The following is an 18,116-nucleotide window of genomic DNA, read 5'->3' as shown; positions in this document are numbered from 1 at the left end:
TGGGGAGCGGGTCTGTATGTCTTTGCCGCCGGAAAAGTCAAGTTGTTACAAATGGAGACGCAAGATCGATCGGGTATTCGACGGGCCTTATACTAAGCTTCCGGTGAACGGTATCCAACGTCTGGTAAACGGTAATCTGTTTGCTAAAAATGAATAGGACAAACTTTTTTATGAATAAAAATCAAAATGGTTGAGAGACAGCAAGAATTGCGAATTCTATTCATATCGTTGCACAAAATATGCAATCTGAGGGTGGTTTAACAAAGTTTAGTTCCATTTGATTTTTGGGTTGAAAACGCGTTTAAGCACGTAAATACACTTTATTAAGATGAAGTGTGCCATGCGTGAAGTATATGTGTATGCCGTTCACCCCCTATAAAAAACCGTTCGGGGGCAAGGTGGAAGTATGGGTTGATTTTGGATATAAATATGTCGTCAGCAATAACGCCTCACACGGAGGGGCGCTAACGAATCGGCCCTGACAAGGGCCCGAAAGAAAGGTAGGAGGCCATGACGAAAGGTCTGCACGTGCCTTCCGAGATCGGCAAGCTCAGGAAGGTCTGCCTGCACCGTCCCGGCGACGAGCTCCTCAACCTGCCGCCCGACGAGCTCGAGCGGCTCCTGTTCGACGACGTCCCGTTCCTGGAGGTCGCGCAGCAGGAGCACGACACCTTCGCCCAGATCCTGAGGGACCAGGGCGTCGAGGTGCTCTACCTCGAGAACCTCGTCGCCGAGGTGTTCGACCAGGTCCCCGGCGCCCGCGACGAGTTCACCGACCAGTACATCGCCGAGGCCGGCATCCGCGGGAAGCACATGCCGCAGATCGTCCGCGAGAAGCTGGACTCCATCGAGGACAACCTCGAGTTCGTCAAGAAGACCATGGCCGGCATGACCAAGGCCGAGATCGAGATGCCCCTCACGGCCTCCACGACCCTCGACTCCCTGGTCAACTCCGAGTCCGAGTCCGACCTGATCATCGACCCGATGCCCAACCTCTACTTCACCCGCGACCCGTTCGCGGTCGTCGGCGAGGGCGTCAACCTCAACCGCATGTACTCGGTCACCCGCAACCGCGAGACCCTGTACGGCAAGTACGTCTTCAAGTACCACCCCGACTACAAGGACGTCTCCCTGTACTTCCGCCGCGACTGCCAGTTCCACACCGAGGGCGGCGACGTGCTGAACATCAACGAGAAGACCCTCGCCGTCGGCATCTCCCAGCGCACCCAGGCCGCCGCTATCGACGTCATGGCCCAGAACATCTTCTGGAACTCCGACTCCAAGGTCGAGCGCATCCTGGCCTTCGACATCCCGGTCTCGCGCGCCTTCATGCACCTCGACACGGTCTTCACCCAGATCGACGTCGATAAGTTCACGATCCACCCCGCCATCATGGGCACCCTGCGCGTCTACGAGCTGACCGCCGGCAAGAACCCGGGCGACGTGAACATCCGCCTGATCGAGGACACCCTCGAGCACGTCCTGGAGGACGCCACCGGCGTCGACCAGGTCAAGCTGATCCCCTGCGGCGGCGGCGACCCGATCGCGGCCTCCCGCGAGCAGTGGAACGACGGCTCCAACACCCTGTGCGTCGAGCCCGGCAAGATCTGCGTCTACGCCCGCAACACCGTCACCAACGACGTGCTGTACAAGGAGGGCCTGGACCTTCTCGTCGTGCCCTCCGCCGAGCTCTCCCGCGGCCGTGGCGGCCCGCGCTGCATGAGCATGCCCTTCTGGCGCGAGGACCTCTAAGTCTTTCCGTTTCCGGTGCGGTCCCCCTACAACCGCACCGGTTTCGCCCGTCAAACGGGCAACACTAATACTTGCGTAATGTATTTTTTCGAAAGGAAACGAACCATGGGTGTTAACCTCTCCGGCCGTAGCTTCCTCAAGCTCCTCGACCTCACCACCGAGGAGATCGAGTACCTGCTCAAGCTCTCCAAGAACTTCAAGGACATGAAGCGCGCTGGCGTTCCGCATCGCTATCTCGAGGGCAAGAACATCGTTCTGCTCTTCCAGAAGACCTCCACTCGTACCCGCTGCGCCTTCGAGGTCGGCGGCATGGATCTGGGCATGGGCGTCACCTACCTCGATCCGGGTTCGTCGCAGATGGGCAAGAAGGAGTCCATCGAGGACACCGCCCGCGTTCTCGGCCGCATGTATGACGGCATCGAGTTCCGTGGTTTTGCCCAGGACGACGTCGAGGAGCTCGCCGCTAAGTCCGGCGTGCCCGTGTGGAACGGCCTGACCACTGAGTGGCATCCCACCCAGATGCTCGCCGACATCCTGACCGTCCAGGAGAACTTCAACTACGACATCAAGGGCAAGACCCTCGTCTTCATGGGCGACTGCAAGAACAACGTTGCTCGCTCCCTCATGGTTGTCTGCTCCAAGCTCGGCATGAATTTCGTGGCCTGTGGCCCCGAGGAGTGCATGCCCGCTGACGACGTCATCGAGGCCTGCAAGCCCATCGCCGAGGCTAACGACTGCACCATCAAGCTGACCACCGACGTCAAGGACGGCGTCACCGGTGCCGACGTTATCTACACCGACGTGTGGGTCTCCATGGGCGAGCCTGACGAGGTCTGGGCCGAGCGCATCGCTCAGCTCACCCCGTATCGTGTCACCTCCGAGGTCATGGCTATGGCCAACCCGGGTGCCATCTTCCTGCACTGCCTGCCCAGCTTCCACGACACCAACACCACGATTGGCGCCGAGAAGTGCGAGCAGTTCGGCATTACCGAGCAGGAGGTCACCGACGAGGTCTTCGAGAGCCCCGCTTCCAAGGTTTTCGACGAGGCCGAGAACCGCATGCACACCATCAAGGCTGTCATGTACGCAACGCTCAAGTAAGAGCCTTTAAGCATTTCGCTCGGGGTGTATTGCTGCACACCCCGAGCGGTTTGTCTGGTAAATATCTTGCGTCGGGCGGTGGGCACGGCACGGAAGATCCGCTTCGCGCGAGAAAGTTAAATGATTTATGAAGGGGGGATGAGAACTATGACTGAGACCGCTAAGAAAAAGCGCGGTATGCCTTCATCGTTCACCATTCTTCTAGCTCTGCTGGCAATTGTTGCAGTGATTACCGTTATCGTCTCCGGCACGTCCGGCGGCGCTGTTACTGCAGCCCGTCTGAGCGATTTCTGCACCGCCCCGATCCTGGGCTTCGCTGACGCTCTGCCCGTCTGCCTCTTCGTTATGATCCTGGGCGGCTTCCTCGGTATGATGACCGAGACCGGCGCTCTGGACAACGGCATCGCCGTTCTGGTGCAGAAGCTTAAGGGCAACGAGATCATGCTCGTTCCTGTCCTTATGCTCATCTTCTCCCTCGGTGGTACCACCTATGGTATGTGCGAGGAGACCGTTCCCTTCTACGCCCTGCTCGCCGCTACCATGATGGCTGCCGGCTTCGACCCCATGGTCGGCGCCGCTACCGTCCTGCTCGGCGCTGGCTGCGGCTGCCTGGGCTCCACGGTTAACCCGTTTGCCGTCGGCGCTGCCGTCGACGCTCTGACCGGCGTTGGCATTGAGGTCAACCAGTCCATCATCATCGGCCTCGGTGCCGTCCTGTGGATTGTTACCACGGCCATTTCCATCTTCTTCGTCATGGGCTATGCCAAGAAGGTCAAGGCTGACAAGGGTTCCACCATCCTGTCGATGCAGGAGCTCAAGGACGCCGAAGAGGCTCACGGCAAGGCTGCTTCCGAGGTTAGCAAGGAGGTCAAGCTCACCGGTCGTCAGAAGGGTGTTCTGATCGCCTTTGCCTTCACCTTCGTCGTCATGATCGTCGGCTTCATTCCGCTGGCCGACCTCAACGAGGGCGTTGCCAACTTCTTTGACGCTGGCGCTGTCTACGATGCCGACGGTAACACCGTCGTCCAGGGCTGGTCTGCCCTGATCACCGGCCTGCCCATTGGCCAGTGGTACTTCGACGAGGCTTCCACCTGGTTCTTCCTCATGGCTATCCTGATCGGTATCATCGGTGGCCTGTCCGAGAAGCAGATCGTTAACACCTTCATCACCGGCGCTGCCGACATGATGTCCGTTGTTCTCGTCATCGCCCTCGCCCGTGGCATCTCCGTCCTCATGGCCAACACCGGTCTCGACGTCTACGTCCTCGACGCTGCCGCCAGTGCCCTGGCTGGTCTGTCCGGCGTGATCTTCGCTCCCATGAGCTTCCTGGTCTACTTCGGCCTGTCCTTCCTGATCCCGTCGACCTCTGGTATGGCTACCGTCTCCATGCCCATCATGGGACCGCTGGCTGTTAAGCTCGGCTTCTCGCCCGAGGTCATGGTCATGATCTTCTCCGCCGCCATCGGTGTCGTGAACCTGTTCACCCCGACCTCCGGTGCCATCATGGGCGGTCTCGCCCTGGCCAAGATCGAGTGGACGACCTGGCTCAAGTTTGCCCTTAAGCTCATCGTCGTTCTCTCCGTCGTCTGCGCCATCATCCTGACCGTCGCCTGCGTGTTGATCTAAGTACCCAACGGGTGCCCCACGGAAACCTTGACGATCCTGTAGAGGATCACTTGGTCATCGTCTGTCCGGTGGGGTCAACCCACCGGTAGACTCCTACCTTTAGCCCCCTCCCGTTCCGTGCGCGGGAGGGGGCGCTCTTATGTTGCGCGCCGCCCAGAACGACAATTTGTCATTCAAAAGGCAAGGCATGACCAAAAGGTCTATGCCTTGCCTTTTTCATGCCAACTTGTACGTTCTGGACGGCGCTCGCTGACTTATGCTCAACCTGCGATGTTGCCATTGCTGGTGCAGGGGAAGTGCGTTTGGGGCACCAAATTTGGGACGGGGGCCATATATATAGCCCCCCTTCATACCACCCAAAAAAAAACCCCCCCCCCACTATATTAGGCCCCCCCGGCCTCGTCGGTGGGGGAGGGTCTGCTCCGCTATAATCGCCTAGGACATTAAATGGAAACGGGACGGGAGCCATACATGCGCCAGGGTTTCGACAACGCGAAGTATATCGAGCTGCAGGCTGCTCACATTAAGGAGCGCATCTCGCAGTTTGGCGGCAAGCTGTATTTGGAGTTTGGCGGCAAGCTGTTCGATGACTATCATGCGAGCCGCGTGCTGCCGGGTTTTGAACCGGACAGCAAGTTCCGCATGCTCAAGAGCATTGCCGACGACGTCGAGGTCATCATCGCAATCAATGCGAACCATATCGAGAAGAACAAAGCCCGTGGCGACTTGGGCATTACCTATGACGAGGACGTCCTGCGTCTGGTCGATCTGTTCCGCGGGAACGGATTTGCCGTTGCCGCTGTGGTTATCACGCAGTATGCCGGTCAGCCCGCTGCCGACGTCTTCCGCAATCGTCTAAACGCGCTCGGCATTCCCGCCAAGCTGCACTATCCCATCGAGGGCTATCCGCACGATGTCGACCTGATCGTTTCTGATGAAGGCTACGGCAAGAACGAGTTTGTCGAGACCACGCGTCCGCTCGTTGTCGTGACGGCGCCCGGCCCTGGCTCGGGTAAGCTCGCCACCTGCCTGTCGCAGCTGTATCACGAGCACAAGCATGGCACCGCTGCCGGCTATGCCAAGTTTGAGACCTTCCCGGTCTGGAATCTCCCCCTCACGCATCCGGTGAACATTGCCTATGAGGCTGCCACGGCAGACCTCGATGACGCCAACATCATCGACTCGTTCCACCTTGAGGCATATAACAAGACCACGGTCAACTACAACCGAGACGTTGAGGCGTTCCCGGTTGTTCGCGCCCTCATGGAAAAGATCTTGGGCGAGAGCCCCTATCAGAGCCCCACGGACATGGGCGTCAATATGGTCGGTTTTGCCATTACCGATGACGATGCATGCCGAGATGCCTCCAAGATGGAGATCGTGCGCCGCTATTTTGCCGCGGTTGAAAGCGTGCGCCGTACTGGCGTGGGCGATGAGCAGGTCGACCGTCTCAAACTCATTATGAAAAAAGCCGGCATCGACAAGAACTATTCGCCGGCACGCTCGGCTGCTCTCACCAGGGAGCAACTGACGGGCGGTCCCGTGGGTGCCATGGTGATGCCGGACGGTTCGGTAGTGACCGGAAAGACCTCAACGCGTCTGGGTGCCGCGAGCTCGCTCATCATGAACGCGCTTAAGCATGTTTCGGGCGTCGATCTTGAGCTCGAGGTCATCAGCGATGAGGCGATTGAGCCTATCAGCAAGCTCAAGACGCATTTCCTTGGCAGCAAAAACCCGCGTCTCCACACCGACGAGACGCTCATGGCGCTCTCTATCACCTCGGCCACGAGCGAGACGGCTACTCGTGTTCTTTCGGGTCTTGAGCAGCTGCGCGGCTGCGACGCCTTCTTTAGCGTGATTATCTCGCCTACGGACGAGACGGTGCTGCGCAAGCTGGGCATTAACGTGTGCTGTGAGCCCAAGTTTGAGCGCCGTGGCTTCTTCCATCGCTAAGATTGAGACGAGACGCCGCATCGGAGTGCGCACCCGATGCGGCGCTTAGGGGTTTTTAGGGCTTAATTTGCCGAAATTTAGGCCGTTTACCTGCCCAAAAGCGATTTGCGCGGTATACAATTACCTCAGTGGATACATCCTTTGCGGGGCTACCCATGATGGATGTTACCGGCCATCGAGGGATGCGCCGGTCATGCGCGGTGCTTTTGATGCTCGTGCTCGGTTTGAGGAGGCTGCCATGGCGGGCAAGGGTCGTGCGAGTGTCAACGATATGAAGCGTGTCGAGGTGCTGGTGCTGATGGAGATCGCTCGGCAATCTAAGGGAAACGGTGTGCCGTACGGTTTCTCGCGCAAGACACTCTCCGAGTGCGTAGGGGTTTCGCCGTATCGTGCCCGCGCTGCAATCGACCGTTTGGATTCTGATGGCCTTATCGAGGTCGTTTCTCGTTATAACGATGATGGCGGCCAGCTTGCAAACGGTATATGCCTGACCGGGCGAGGCGAGTGGTACCTTAAGGGTGTTCGTGCCGGCATGCTTGTTCAAGATATGTTGAAGGATGAGACTGCCGATCGGTAACAACACGGCAGTTTCGACGAGCCTGCACCGCCCAAAGCTACTTGGGCGGTGTTTTGTTTCGAGATGGAGAAATGCGGGCATGCGGGTGAAAAATAGCGAGCGGCTTGCTTTTCGAGTATTACAATGAAGACCCGTAAGATGTGAATGGAAAACTTCTACGGGAAGCGCAGGTAATTCAATATGACCAAGCATGTGTTTGTAACCGGCGGCGTAGTTTCGTCTTTGGGTAAGGGCATCACCGCGGCCTCGTTGGGCCGTCTGCTCAAGTCACGCGGCTACAAGGTGACGATGCAGAAGGCCGACCCGTATCTGAACGTCGACCCCGGCACCATGAGCCCGTTTCAGCATGGTGAGGTCTTCGTGACCGAGGATGGCTACGAGTCCGACCTGGACCTGGGCCATTATGAGCGCTTTATTGACGAGAATCTTACCCGTGATTCCAACTTTACGACCGGCGCTATCTACAAGAGCCTGATTGCCCGCGAGCGTCGCGGTGACTTTTTAGGCGGCACCGTTCAGGTGATTCCGCATGTCACCAACGCCATTAAGGATAAGTTCCGCCGCATCGAGGAGCAGACCGGTTCCGACGTGGTCATCACCGAGCTGGGCGGCACGATTGGCGATATCGAGTCGCAGCCGTTCGTGGAGGCCATCCGCCAGTATCGTAAAGAGGCCGGTCCCGAGAACGTCTGCTACATCCACGTGTCGCTCGTCCCCTATATCGCCGCCGCGCACGAGGTCAAGACCAAGCCCACGCAGCATTCGGTCAAGGAGCTTCGCAGCTTTGGCATTCAGCCCGACATCATTGTGCTGCGTTCTGATCACCATATCGACGATGCCATCCGTGGCAAGATCGCAAGCTTCTGCGACGTCGATACCGACTGCGTCTTTACCAACGAAGATTGCGCGAGTATTTACGACGTGCCGCAGCTGCTCGCCGAACAGGACTTTGACCTGCGCATTTGCGAGCGCCTGGGCTTGGATCCTCGCGAGCGCGACATGAGCGAGTGGAACGAGTTCCTGCGCAAACAGAATCATGCCAACCACCATACCGACAAGGTCAAGATCGCCGTTGTGGGCAAGTACACCCAGCTCCCCGATGCCTACCTGTCGGTTATCGAGGCCCTGCATCATGCAGGCGTTTTCTATGATCGTCATGTGGACGTGCAGCTGGTCGACGGCGAGAGCCTCGACGAGCAGAACGTCTCCGAGGTGCTGGGCGACGCATCGGGCATTTTGGTGCCCGGCGGCTTTGGCAAGCGTGCCCTGGAGGGCAAGATTCTTGCTGCCGAGTTTGCTCGCGAGCATAAGATTCCGTATCTGGGCATTTGTCTGGGCATGCAGGTCGCCGTGTGCGAGTTTGCCCGCAACGTGGTCGGCCTTGCCGGCGCTAGCTCCTCCGAGTTCGATCCGGACGGTCCGTTTAGCGTAATTGACCTGATGAGCTCGCAGGAGGACGTGACCGAGAAGGGCGGCACCATGCGCCTGGGCGCCTATCCGTGCAAGCTCGCTGCCGATACCCTTGCGCGCGAGGCCTATGGCGAGGAGCTTGTCTATGAGCGCCACCGTCATCGCTTTGAGTTCAACAATGCCTTCCGCGACCAGCTCGAGGACGCGGGTTTGGTTATCTCGGGTCTTTCGCCTGACGAGCGTCTGGTCGAGATGGTCGAGCTGCCGCGTGACGTGCATCCGTGGTATGTGGCCACCCAGGCCCACCCCGAGTTTAAGAGCCGTCCGACCAAGCCGCAGCCTCTGTTCCGCGAGTTCGTGCGCGCCTCGATTGGCCAGCACGAGGGCATCGATCGCCTGCAGGTGACGCCCATGAACCTCGCGACGGACTAAGGGTGTCAGCGAACGAAAGACATACCGAAGATACTCCCTCGTTGCTCGATACGGTGACGGGGGAGTATCTTGATTACCTTGCGGTCGAGCGAGGCTTGGCGCGCAATACGATCGCGGCATATCGTCGTGACTTGACGACTTACTGTTCCTACCTGGAGCGGGCCGGTGTTGAGTCCTTTGAAGGCGTGAACCGTCAGATAATAGAGGGTTTTGTCGGTGATCGGCGCGACGGGGGCTACTCCGATGCCTCGGTGGAGCGTGCAGTTGCGGCCGTGAAAGGTTTGCATGCCTTTTTGGTTCGCGATGGAATCGTCGCCCAAAACCCGACGGCTGCACTGCGCCTGCCCAAAAAGGCGGAGCGCCTTCCGGAGTGTCTCTCGGTAGGGGATGTCTCGGCGCTCCTCGACCAAGATTTCCCGGAAGGGGAGATGGGTTTGCGGGACCATGCCATTTTGGAAGTGCTCTATGGATGTGGCCTGCGCGTGAGCGAGTTGGTGGGGCTCGATGTGGGCGACGTCCATTTTGACGACGGCTTTGTGCTGGTGCGCGGCAAGGGCTCGAAGGAGCGGCTTGCCCCACTCGCGGGAAGTGCCGCACGGGCTATGGCTCAATATATTGCTGATGGGCGTCGGCGCCTGGCCGCTCATGCCCGCGGGTCAAAGACGCCGGCAGTCTTTTTAAATAAGAACGGTGGTCGCCTGTCGCGTCAGAGTGTTCACGTCATATGCGAGCGATACGGGCGTCAGGTGGGACTGGTGGGGCTTCATCCTCATACCTTGCGTCACTCCTTTGCGACCCATATGCTTGCGGGCGGTGCCGACCTGCGCGTGCTACAGGAGATTTTGGGACATGCCGACATTTCGACCACACAGGTCTACACGCATGTCGACCGCACGCAGCTGACCGAGGTCTACCTGGCGGCTCATCCGTTGGCGCATCGCTAGCGACTCTTTGACCTGCATATTTACAACTAATGGGGGACGGACCCCAGGTTGTCGTGACGCGGTTTTGTGCGCGTATCGGCAATCTGGGGCCCGCCCCATCTTTTGTCTTGCGCCGATGCGCCGGTGGGTCGCGCGTGACGTTGGTGGGGAAGTTTGGGGGGGCGATGTGAACGGCGCGTAAAGGGACACAAAATTCGCCTCAAGGTCAACTTGAAGGTTGAGGTTGAAAGCCGGGCTGCTACAGATGGCATCCCGGCTTTGCTGTAAACACAACATGTTGTGTTTTCGAACATATGAACGAGGGTGTTTTACAGCACATAAAGGGTGGAGTGGTGGGGTGTTGTGGGGGAAGGTGTGGGGAAAGATGTTGAAAAATGGGGCAGTTCCCCATATTATTAATGACGTCGACAGGCGGGGTGGTTCCCCGCGTACGTGCCATCTGAGTAACCGAGGGGAGGGCGCACATGGGAATGACGGGTGCATACGAGCGCAATCTCGATGCAAAAGGTCGTCTGTCCCTGCCTGCACCCCTTCGCGAGGAGCTTGGAGAGCATGTTCGCGTGTTCAAAGCCCTGGATGTCGATGCTCTGTACGTGTTCTCTGCCGAGGCCTTCGATAAGTGGGTCGAAGGACTCTTCGCGGGTCGTGAGGGCCACGAGGGTTTTAACCCTCGTGACATCAACGACCAGAAACTCATGAGGGCGATCAACAAGCGCACCACCTCGATGGATGTGGACAGCGCCGGTCGTATCGGTCTTTCTGAGTCTCTCCGCAAGCAGGCGAACCTCGACCGCGAGGTCACGGTTGTGGGCAACTACGACCACCTCGAGGTTTGGGACCGTGCTACGGCCGATGAGGACGATGACGATGAGGCTCTGCTGGACCTCTTCTTCTCGTAAGGGCAAGGCATGAGTAACGGATGGAGCGTGGGATCTTGACACAAGAATATCGGCATGAACCTGTCATGCTCGGCGAAGTGCTTGAGTCGCTGCAGCTAAAGAGCGGATCTGTCGTCTGCGATTGCACCCTTGGCGGTGCCGGTCATTCGGTAAAGATGGCCGCGCAGGTGGGGGAGACGGGTCTTTTGCTTGGCGTCGATCAGGACGACATGGCCCTCGAGGCCGCTGGTGCCCGTCTGGACCGCGAGGTCCCCGGCGTCCCGCATCAGCTGCTGAAGGGCAACTTTGGCGACTTGGACGAGCTGCTTTGCTCGGCCGAGGTGCCCGGGGTCGATGGCTTCCTGTTCGATTTGGGCGTTTCGTCACCGCAACTCGATATCCCTGGCAGGGGCTTTTCGTATAACGAAGATGCCCCATTGGACATGCGGATGGATCCGGGTAACAACACCTTAAACGCAGCTGAGGTCATCAACACCTATAACGAACACGACCTCGCCCGGATTCTACGCGTCTATGGTGAAGAGAAGTTCGCCTCGCAGATCGCACGCGAGATCGTGCGTCGACGCGAGTCCGAACCGATTGAAACCACCGGTCAGTTTGTCGAGATCATCAAGGCTGGCATTCCGGCTGCCGCTCGTCGGCATGGCGGACACCCGGCCAAGAAAAGTTTCCAGGCCATTCGCATCGAGGTCAATCATGAACTCGATGTGCTCGAGAGAGGACTTGACGCCGCCACCAGGTGGCTCAACCCGGGCGGACGCATCTGCGTCATCTCGTATCACTCGCTCGAGGACCGTATCGTAAAGAACCACTTTAAGGAGATGAGCCAGGGGTGCACGTGTCCGCCGGAGATTCCGGTGTGCGTGTGCGGCAACGTGCCGATACTCAAGGTCATCACCCGCAAACCCTTGGTTGCCCAACCCGATGAGGTTGCGCGCAACCCTCGGGCGAGATCAGCCAAAATCCGTGTGGCGGAGCGCTTGTAGCGTTACGCGCGCGATATTGGACCTCCCGCTCGCACCATAAACGAAGCTTAAACACACTACCAACGTACTCGGGATGGGAGGCGGCATATCATGGGCTACAACACCTCAAACGCAGCACTCGCCTATGATATGAACGCCATGCCCGCCTACCGCGAGGCACCGCAGGCGCCCGCTGCTCCTCGTGAGCAGCGCACACCGCGCTTTGATGTCTACACGGGCGCGGGCCGTCAGGCAAACCAGGCGGTAAGCCCGGTTTTCATGAGCGTTCTTAAAACGTTTTGCATCATTGCGGCTATCTTCATGACGATTGGCGTCGCCCGCGTGGCGCTTGCAAGCGTTACGGCCCAGGTGCTCAACAGCAACGCCGAGCTTACCAACACGCTCGAGAAGGCGACCGATGAGAGCTCTGACCTTGAGGTCATGCACTCTGTTTATGGTGCCGATACGCGCATTCGCGATCTTGCGGGCGCTTATGGCATGGTGGAGCCCAGCGAGAGCGTTACACTTGATTTTTCGCAGGATGCAGCCGCGGGCGCTAGCTCGGTTGCGGCTGTCCAGTAATAAGACGGTAGCTGAGTATGACAAATGATTATCGCCGCGGTCCAGACGGGAGTCGCGGGCAGGGACGTCCCTCTTCGCAGGGACGTTCTGGTTATCAAGGATCGGGTCGGTCATCTTACAACTTGGGGTCGAATCGTGGCAACGACCCAATGTCGCGCCTTCGCGGCTCGGATGACCCTCAAGTACGCAATAGCAGATCGAATAGACGATCTTCGACCGAATGGCTTACGGGGACGCCATTGCCTCGCCGTAATGTCGTCATGGGTTGTATCGGTTTGGGCCTGGCTGCGGGCGCCATCCGCCTTACCGACTACCAGATCGTAAATGCCGATGAGTTACGCGGGCGCGCCGATGCTCGACGCCTGCTTGCGGAGACGCTTTACGCCAAACGCGGCACGATTTACGACCGAAACGGCAACGTGCTGACGTCGTCGGTCGAGTGCAGCAATGTCGCCGTGAATCCACAGCTGATCGAGGATGTCGATAAAACGGTATCGGCCTTGGTTAAGGCGACTGGAATCGATAAGAAGACTTGCCGCAAGCTGGTTCAGTCCGATGGCACTTGGGTGTATATCAAGCGCCAGGTGGACGAGGACGATGCCGCGGCATTGAAGAAGAAAAATCTGCCCGGCGTGCTCTTTGAGCAGGCGATGAAGCGGGTGTATCCATACGGCAATCTGGCTTCGCAGGTTCTAGGCGTGGTGAACGTTGACAACGTGGGCCTAACGGGCCTTGAAAAGCAATATGACAAATTGCTGACCGGAACAAACGGCACGCTGGTACGAGAGCGTGCGAGGGACGATAGCTATATTGCGGGTGGCGCCTATAAAAAGGTTGCCGCCATCGATGGCGTTGACATCGTGACGACGCTGGATGTCAATATCCAGCGTGCAGCAGAGGACGCTCTGGCGGAGGCGGTCGAGAAGACCAAAGCCAAGAACGGTTCGGCTTTGGTGACAGACCCTACTACCGGCGAGATTCTGGCCGCCTGTTCGTATCCGACCTACGACCCGACCAATCTGGAAAACGCCAAGACCGAGGATATGAACTTGCGCTTGGTCACCGATGCGTATGAACCCGGTTCGGTCTTTAAGACGCTCGTTGCAGGTGCGGGTTTCGATTTGGGCGTCGTGCGCTCGAGTACGTCGTTTGAGGTGCCGGCGAGCATTAAGGTCGGCGACGATACCGTCACCGATGCCGATAAGCGTGACTACGCCATGACCATGGATGTGCGCGAGATGATGCGCCGCTCATCCAATGTTGGCTTTGTATTGGTCGGGCATAAGATCGGCGCGGACGATTTTGCCGCGTACGTGGACAAATGGGGCGTTGGACACAGTTCGGGCATCGATTTTCCCGGCGAGAGCCTTGGCATTGTCAAGGAGCGTGACCAGTATGACGGCGCCACGTTGGGCTCGATGAGTTTTGGCCAAGCGCTGTCTGTCTCGCCGATCGAGATTGCGCGCGCCGTGGGTGGCATTGCCAACGACGGCGTGATGATGACGCCGCACTTTTATAAATCCAGCAAAGGCGAGGAGAAGGACTGGGGCGAGGGCGAGCAGGCGATTTCTGGGGACGCCGCCGCCCAGGTGATATCGTGCATGCAGACGGTCGTTTCCGAGGGCACGGGTGTCGGGGGCGCCGTCGACGGTTACGACGTGGCGGGTAAGACCGGTACGGCCGAGCGCGCCGATGAAAAAGGCGGCTACCTCAAAGCGAGCTATATGTCGTCCTTTATGGGGTTTGCCCCGGCGCAAGCACCCAAGGTTTTGTGCTATATCACGCTCGACGGAACGCCGAGCGGTTCGGATGCCGCCGCCGTGCCGTTCCAGGTCATTATGGCTAACGCGCTCGATGTGTTGGGTATCCCACGCACCAAGTAGGGGGTTACAATCCTGAAAAGGGCTGTCGATTAATCTGGAGGGTGTTCACATGCCCTGCACCACGCATGCGCGGCGCTGGGATACAATACGCCGATAGCATTATTAGGTTTACAGGGGAGCTGCAATGATAGAGATCGCCGTCAACAACCTCGCGGCCGCAACAGGGGCCCGAACCGTGACGGGAGAAGCCGATCGGGTATGCCGTGGGTGCGTTATCGACTCGCGCCAGGTTGAGGAAGGCGCGATTTTTGTTGCCTTTCCGGGTGAAAAAGTCGACGGCAACGATTTTGCTTCCCGCGCCATCGAATCGGGCGCCGGCGCTGTTGTGATGACGCGCGAGCCCAACGCCGAGCTTGTATCGCTGGCTCAGCGTAAGGGCTGCGCCATCCTACACACCGATGATCCCGAGGAATTTTTGCTGCGCCTGGCACATGCCTATCGCACGCAGCTTGGCTGCCTCGTGGTTGGCATTACCGGCTCTATCGGTAAGACGACGACCAAGGATGTCCTTGCGGCAGTGCTTGCCAAGCGCTATCGCGTTTGGGCCACCAAGGGTAATTTCAACAATCTGATCGGTATGCCGCTCACGGTTTTGGCCGCTCCTGCCGACACCGAGGTGCTGGTTCTCGAGATGGGTATGAACCATTTTCACGAGATCGAGCGCCTTTCTCGGTCCGCCAATCCCAACCTTGCCATCGTGACCAAGATCGGCACCTCTCATATTGGAATCCTGGGAAGTCGCGAGAATATCGCCCGCGCTAAGTCCGAGATTGTTGGGGGCATGTGTGCCGCCGACGACCTTCTCCCGTTGCTGGTTTTGGGCGGCGAAGACGACTTCACCCCGTTCATTCGTGAGACGTTTGCCGAGCCCGCGGGTATCGACGTGATGCTGGCGGGTGTTTCGGATGTTGATGAGGTTTGCGCCCGCGGCATTCACATTGATGACGAGGGCCGCCCGGTCTTTACGCTTGACTTTGGCATGGGTGAGTCCGTTGACACCATGCTCGTCATTCCCGGCGTCCAGTCCGTTCCCAATGCCGTTAAGGCCGCCGCAGTTGCCTATCGTTTGGGTGTGACCCCCGAGCAGATCGATGCTGCCTTTAGGGGTATCGCGATTACCGGTCATCGTCAGGAGATCAAACACGCCAAGAGCGGTGCCCGCATTATCGACGACTCGTATAACGCCAGCGCCGAATCCATGGCTGCTGGCCTTGACCTGCTGTGCTCGCTTTCGTGTTCTGGCTCTCGAATGGCGATTCTGGGCGAGATGGGCGAAATGGGCGACGAGGCCCCCCGCATGCATGAGCTGGTGGGCGCCTATGCCGCGGCTAAGAAGCTCGATATGCTGGCGTGCGTGGGCGGTGAGCTGGCCGCTCGTATGGCCGAAGCCGCGCGCATGATGGGCATGGATGAGGACCGCATCCAGGTGTTCTCCGATTATCAGCAGGTGCTCGACCGTATGGCCGGCGCACTTGAGAAACATGATGTTGTGCTGGTCAAGGGCTCTCGCTTTGTCGAGCTCGACCGCTTTGTGGAAGGTGTGTGCTAGCCCATGTTCGGGAACCCCGCGTATCCTACATACCAGGCCTTTTTGGGACTTGGCATCGCCGCCGCCATTGCGCTGCTGCTCATGCCGTGGTGGATCAAGCTTCTTAAGGTCGAGGGTATCGGCCAGCAGGTCCGCGCCGATGGACCCAAACGCCACCTGATTAAGCAGGGCACGCCCACCATGGGCGGCGTTGTCATTCTCGTAGCCGTTTCGCTGACGTGCCTTTTGATGGGCAAGCTCACCACCGAGCTTGTGCTCGTGCTGCTTGCCACGCTTGCAACCGGCGTTCTGGGCCTTATCGACGATTTGACATCTGTCACGCACGGTCGTTCGCTCGGCCTGACGCCCCACGCCAAGATGATCGGTCTCACCATCATCTGCGTCACGTTTACTGTGCTTGCCGTCAGCTGGTGCGGCGTTGCCCCCGAGATTCGTTTTCCCGGCGGTCTGACGATTGACCTCGGTATCTTCTCGACCACCATTGGTGGCCTTACCTTTCCGTGGCTCTATATCGTCTTTTGCTGGCTGATGATCGCCGGTCTTTCTAATGCCGTGAACCTGACCGATGGCCTGGACGGCCTTGCCGGTGGCACCTCCATGATTGCCATGCTTGCCATGGCTGCCATGGCGTTTTTGCACGGTGACGTAAACCTGTCTATCTTCTGTACCGCATGTGCTGGTGCTTGCCTGGGCTTCCTTTGGTTCAACTGCTATCCGGCGAGCATCTTTATGGGTGATACCGGCTCTCTTGCCTTGGGTGCAGCCTTTGCCTGCACGTCCATTATGACCAACACCGAGGTCGTCTCGCTCATCATCGGCGGCCTGTTTATCGTCGAGACCCTGTCGGTCATGATTCAGGTCGTCTACTTCCACTTTACGCATAAGCGCGTCTTCCTTATGGCGCCCATTCATCATCATTTCGAGAAGAAGGGATGGGCCGAGACTAAGGTCGTCATCCGTTTTTGGATTGTCGCTGCCGCTTTTGGCGCTCTGGGCCTTGCCCTGTTTTTCCAGTTGGGATAGTGGTTTTTCATGCCTCTTGCAGATTCCTTTAGCCTGCTCGTCTTGGGCCAGGGTAAGTCCGGTCTAGATGTCGCTCGCTGGGCGCTTGCGCACCCCGAGCGCGTGAGTACCGTTACCGTGTACGGTGGCGGCACGTCCGAGCCCAATGATGCCACGCGCTCGCTCGAGGCGCGCGGGGTATCGTTTGTCTACGGAACCGAGCAGGTCGAGGGCGCGTTTGATGTATGTGTGACGTGTCCGGGCATCTCGGAGTTCTCGGCATTCTTTAAGGCTGGCCGCGATCACGCTGCCCAGATCATGGGTGAGCCCGAGTTTGCCTACCGCCTGTCTCCCCAAAATTGGATCGCCATTACGGGCACCAATGGCAAGACGACCACCACGTCGCTGACCGACTACCTGCTTAAGGCAGCGGGCGAGGCGAGCGTTGCTGTCGGTAATATCGGTGAGCCTCCGGTGAACGAAATCGACGACCGCGCGCATAACGAGTGGTTTGTAGCTGAGCTTTCGAGCTATCAGATCGCAACGACGACCGAGCTTCACCCCCGTGTGGCGGTGCTGCTCAACATTACCCCCGACCATCTGGGCTGGCACAAGAGCCATAAGAACTATGCGCTCGCCAAGATTAAGCTCTTCGAGAATATGGTCGATGATGACCTTGTGGTTATCGACGTCGAGGATGCCGGTATCCATGAATTCGATGAGTATGTCTACACGCCGGGTCGTCGCATCTGCAAGGTCGCCTTTGACGAACCTGCGGGCGAGGACGCCGCATTTGTGCGCGATGGCAAGATGGTCATTCGCCTGAAGGGCGTCGAGACCCCGCTCATCGCCACGTCCGAGCTCAAAATCTCCGGACATCACAATGTCATCAATGCCCTGTGCGCTGCCACGGCTGCCCTGGCCGTCGGTGCCGATGTCGACGGTGTGTGTCGCGGCCTGGCCTCATTCCAGCCGCTGGAGCACCGCGTTGAGCCCTGTGGCGAGATCGATGGCGTGCGCTACGTCAACGATTCCAAGGCAACGAACACCGATGCGGTCGAAAAGGCCCTGACGGCGTTTCCCGACGACGACGTGATCTTGCTGCTCGGTGGTCACGATAAGGGCACGCCACTCGAGTCCTTCGCCCGCGTTGTCATGGACAACGTGCGATCGGTCGTCTGCTTTGGCGATGCGCGCGAGCGCTTTACCGCCGCTATGGACGAGGCCGATGTCGATGGTGACGTTGATATCGCTCAGGCTGACGACCTGCGCGACGCCGTCGACGTTGCCCGTTCGCTGTCGAGCCGAGGCGACGTGATCCTGCTTTCTCCCGCCTGTTCTTCGTTCGATGAGTTCTCGGGCTACGAGGAGCGCGGCCGCGTGTTTAAGGACTACGTGGCCCAGCTTGCCGCCGCAGCGAAATCGCAAATGGAATAGGGGC

14 protein-coding genes are annotated in these 18,116 nt (G+C 58.7%); all 14 read left to right on the top strand.

Annotated features, from left to right (window positions below):
* Positions 1-510 precede the first annotated feature (510 nt).
* The 14 genes from arcA to murD all read left to right on the top strand — a co-directional run bounded on the left by arcA (position 511) and on the right by murD (position 18,112).
* Complete coding sequence (gene arcA, locus ACTNBY_RS02250) at positions 511-1,752, top strand: arginine deiminase (protein WP_427719164.1); 1,242 nt, start codon at positions 511-513, stop codon at positions 1,750-1,752.
* 105 nt (positions 1,753-1,857) lie between these two features.
* Positions 1,858-2,853 carry an ornithine carbamoyltransferase gene (gene argF, locus ACTNBY_RS02245; protein ID WP_154515223.1) on the top strand — a complete coding sequence of 332 codons (996 nt, stop codon included), beginning with the start codon at positions 1,858-1,860 and terminating at the stop codon, positions 2,851-2,853.
* Positions 2,854-2,991: 138 nt separating this feature from the next.
* Positions 2,992-4,479: a YfcC family protein gene (locus ACTNBY_RS02240; RefSeq protein ID WP_427795812.1), complete on the top strand. Its 1,488-nt coding sequence runs from the start codon at positions 2,992-2,994 to the stop codon at positions 4,477-4,479.
* Between the two features lie 471 nt (positions 4,480-4,950).
* Positions 4,951-6,432 (top strand): DUF1846 domain-containing protein, encoded by a 1,482-nt coding sequence (locus ACTNBY_RS02235; RefSeq protein ID WP_154515227.1) that lies wholly within the window; start codon positions 4,951-4,953, stop codon positions 6,430-6,432.
* A gap of 193 nt (positions 6,433-6,625) precedes the next feature.
* Positions 6,626-7,009, top strand: coding sequence for a hypothetical protein (locus ACTNBY_RS02230; RefSeq protein ID WP_154515229.1), 384 nt, complete (start codon positions 6,626-6,628; stop codon positions 7,007-7,009).
* 180 nt (positions 7,010-7,189) lie between these two features.
* Positions 7,190-8,851, top strand: coding sequence for a CTP synthase (locus ACTNBY_RS02225; RefSeq protein WP_441041718.1), 1,662 nt, complete (start codon positions 7,190-7,192; stop codon positions 8,849-8,851).
* Positions 8,852-8,853: 2 nt separating this feature from the next.
* Complete coding sequence (xerD, locus tag ACTNBY_RS02220; RefSeq protein ID WP_441041716.1) at positions 8,854-9,795, top strand: site-specific tyrosine recombinase XerD; 942 nt, start codon at positions 8,854-8,856, stop codon at positions 9,793-9,795.
* Positions 9,796-10,259: 464 nt separating this feature from the next.
* Complete coding sequence (locus ACTNBY_RS02215; protein WP_035137949.1) at positions 10,260-10,694, top strand: division/cell wall cluster transcriptional repressor MraZ; 435 nt, start codon at positions 10,260-10,262, stop codon at positions 10,692-10,694.
* A 20-nt stretch (positions 10,695-10,714) separates the two neighbouring features.
* A complete protein-coding gene (gene rsmH, locus ACTNBY_RS02210; RefSeq protein WP_154515233.1) occupies positions 10,715-11,680 on the top strand; it encodes a 16S rRNA (cytosine(1402)-N(4))-methyltransferase RsmH in 966 nt (321 codons plus the stop codon).
* 90 nt (positions 11,681-11,770) lie between these two features.
* Complete coding sequence (locus ACTNBY_RS02205) at positions 11,771-12,241, top strand: hypothetical protein (RefSeq protein ID WP_427747787.1); 471 nt, start codon at positions 11,771-11,773, stop codon at positions 12,239-12,241.
* A gap of 239 nt (positions 12,242-12,480) precedes the next feature.
* Positions 12,481-14,124, top strand: a complete 1,644-nt coding sequence (locus ACTNBY_RS02200; protein WP_441063196.1) for a peptidoglycan D,D-transpeptidase FtsI family protein — start codon at positions 12,481-12,483, stop codon at positions 14,122-14,124.
* A gap of 124 nt (positions 14,125-14,248) precedes the next feature.
* Entirely contained in the window at positions 14,249-15,673 is a 1,425-nt protein-coding gene (locus ACTNBY_RS02195; protein WP_441063195.1) for a UDP-N-acetylmuramoyl-tripeptide--D-alanyl-D-alanine ligase, read from the top strand.
* Positions 15,674-15,676: 3 nt separating this feature from the next.
* A complete protein-coding gene (gene mraY / locus ACTNBY_RS02190; RefSeq protein WP_154515238.1) occupies positions 15,677-16,696 on the top strand; it encodes a phospho-N-acetylmuramoyl-pentapeptide-transferase in 1,020 nt (339 codons plus the stop codon).
* A gap of 9 nt (positions 16,697-16,705) precedes the next feature.
* Positions 16,706-18,112, top strand: coding sequence for a UDP-N-acetylmuramoyl-L-alanine--D-glutamate ligase (murD, locus tag ACTNBY_RS02185; protein ID WP_441053968.1), 1,407 nt, complete (start codon positions 16,706-16,708; stop codon positions 18,110-18,112).
* The last annotated feature ends 4 nt before the right edge of the window (positions 18,113-18,116 follow it).

The organism is Collinsella sp. HCP28S3_E12, from assembly GCF_052065595.1.
Lineage (GTDB): Bacteria > Actinomycetota > Coriobacteriia > Coriobacteriales > Coriobacteriaceae > Collinsella.
Note: the sequence above shows the minus strand (reverse complement) of the source record. Positions and strands in the feature narration are given on the sequence as shown.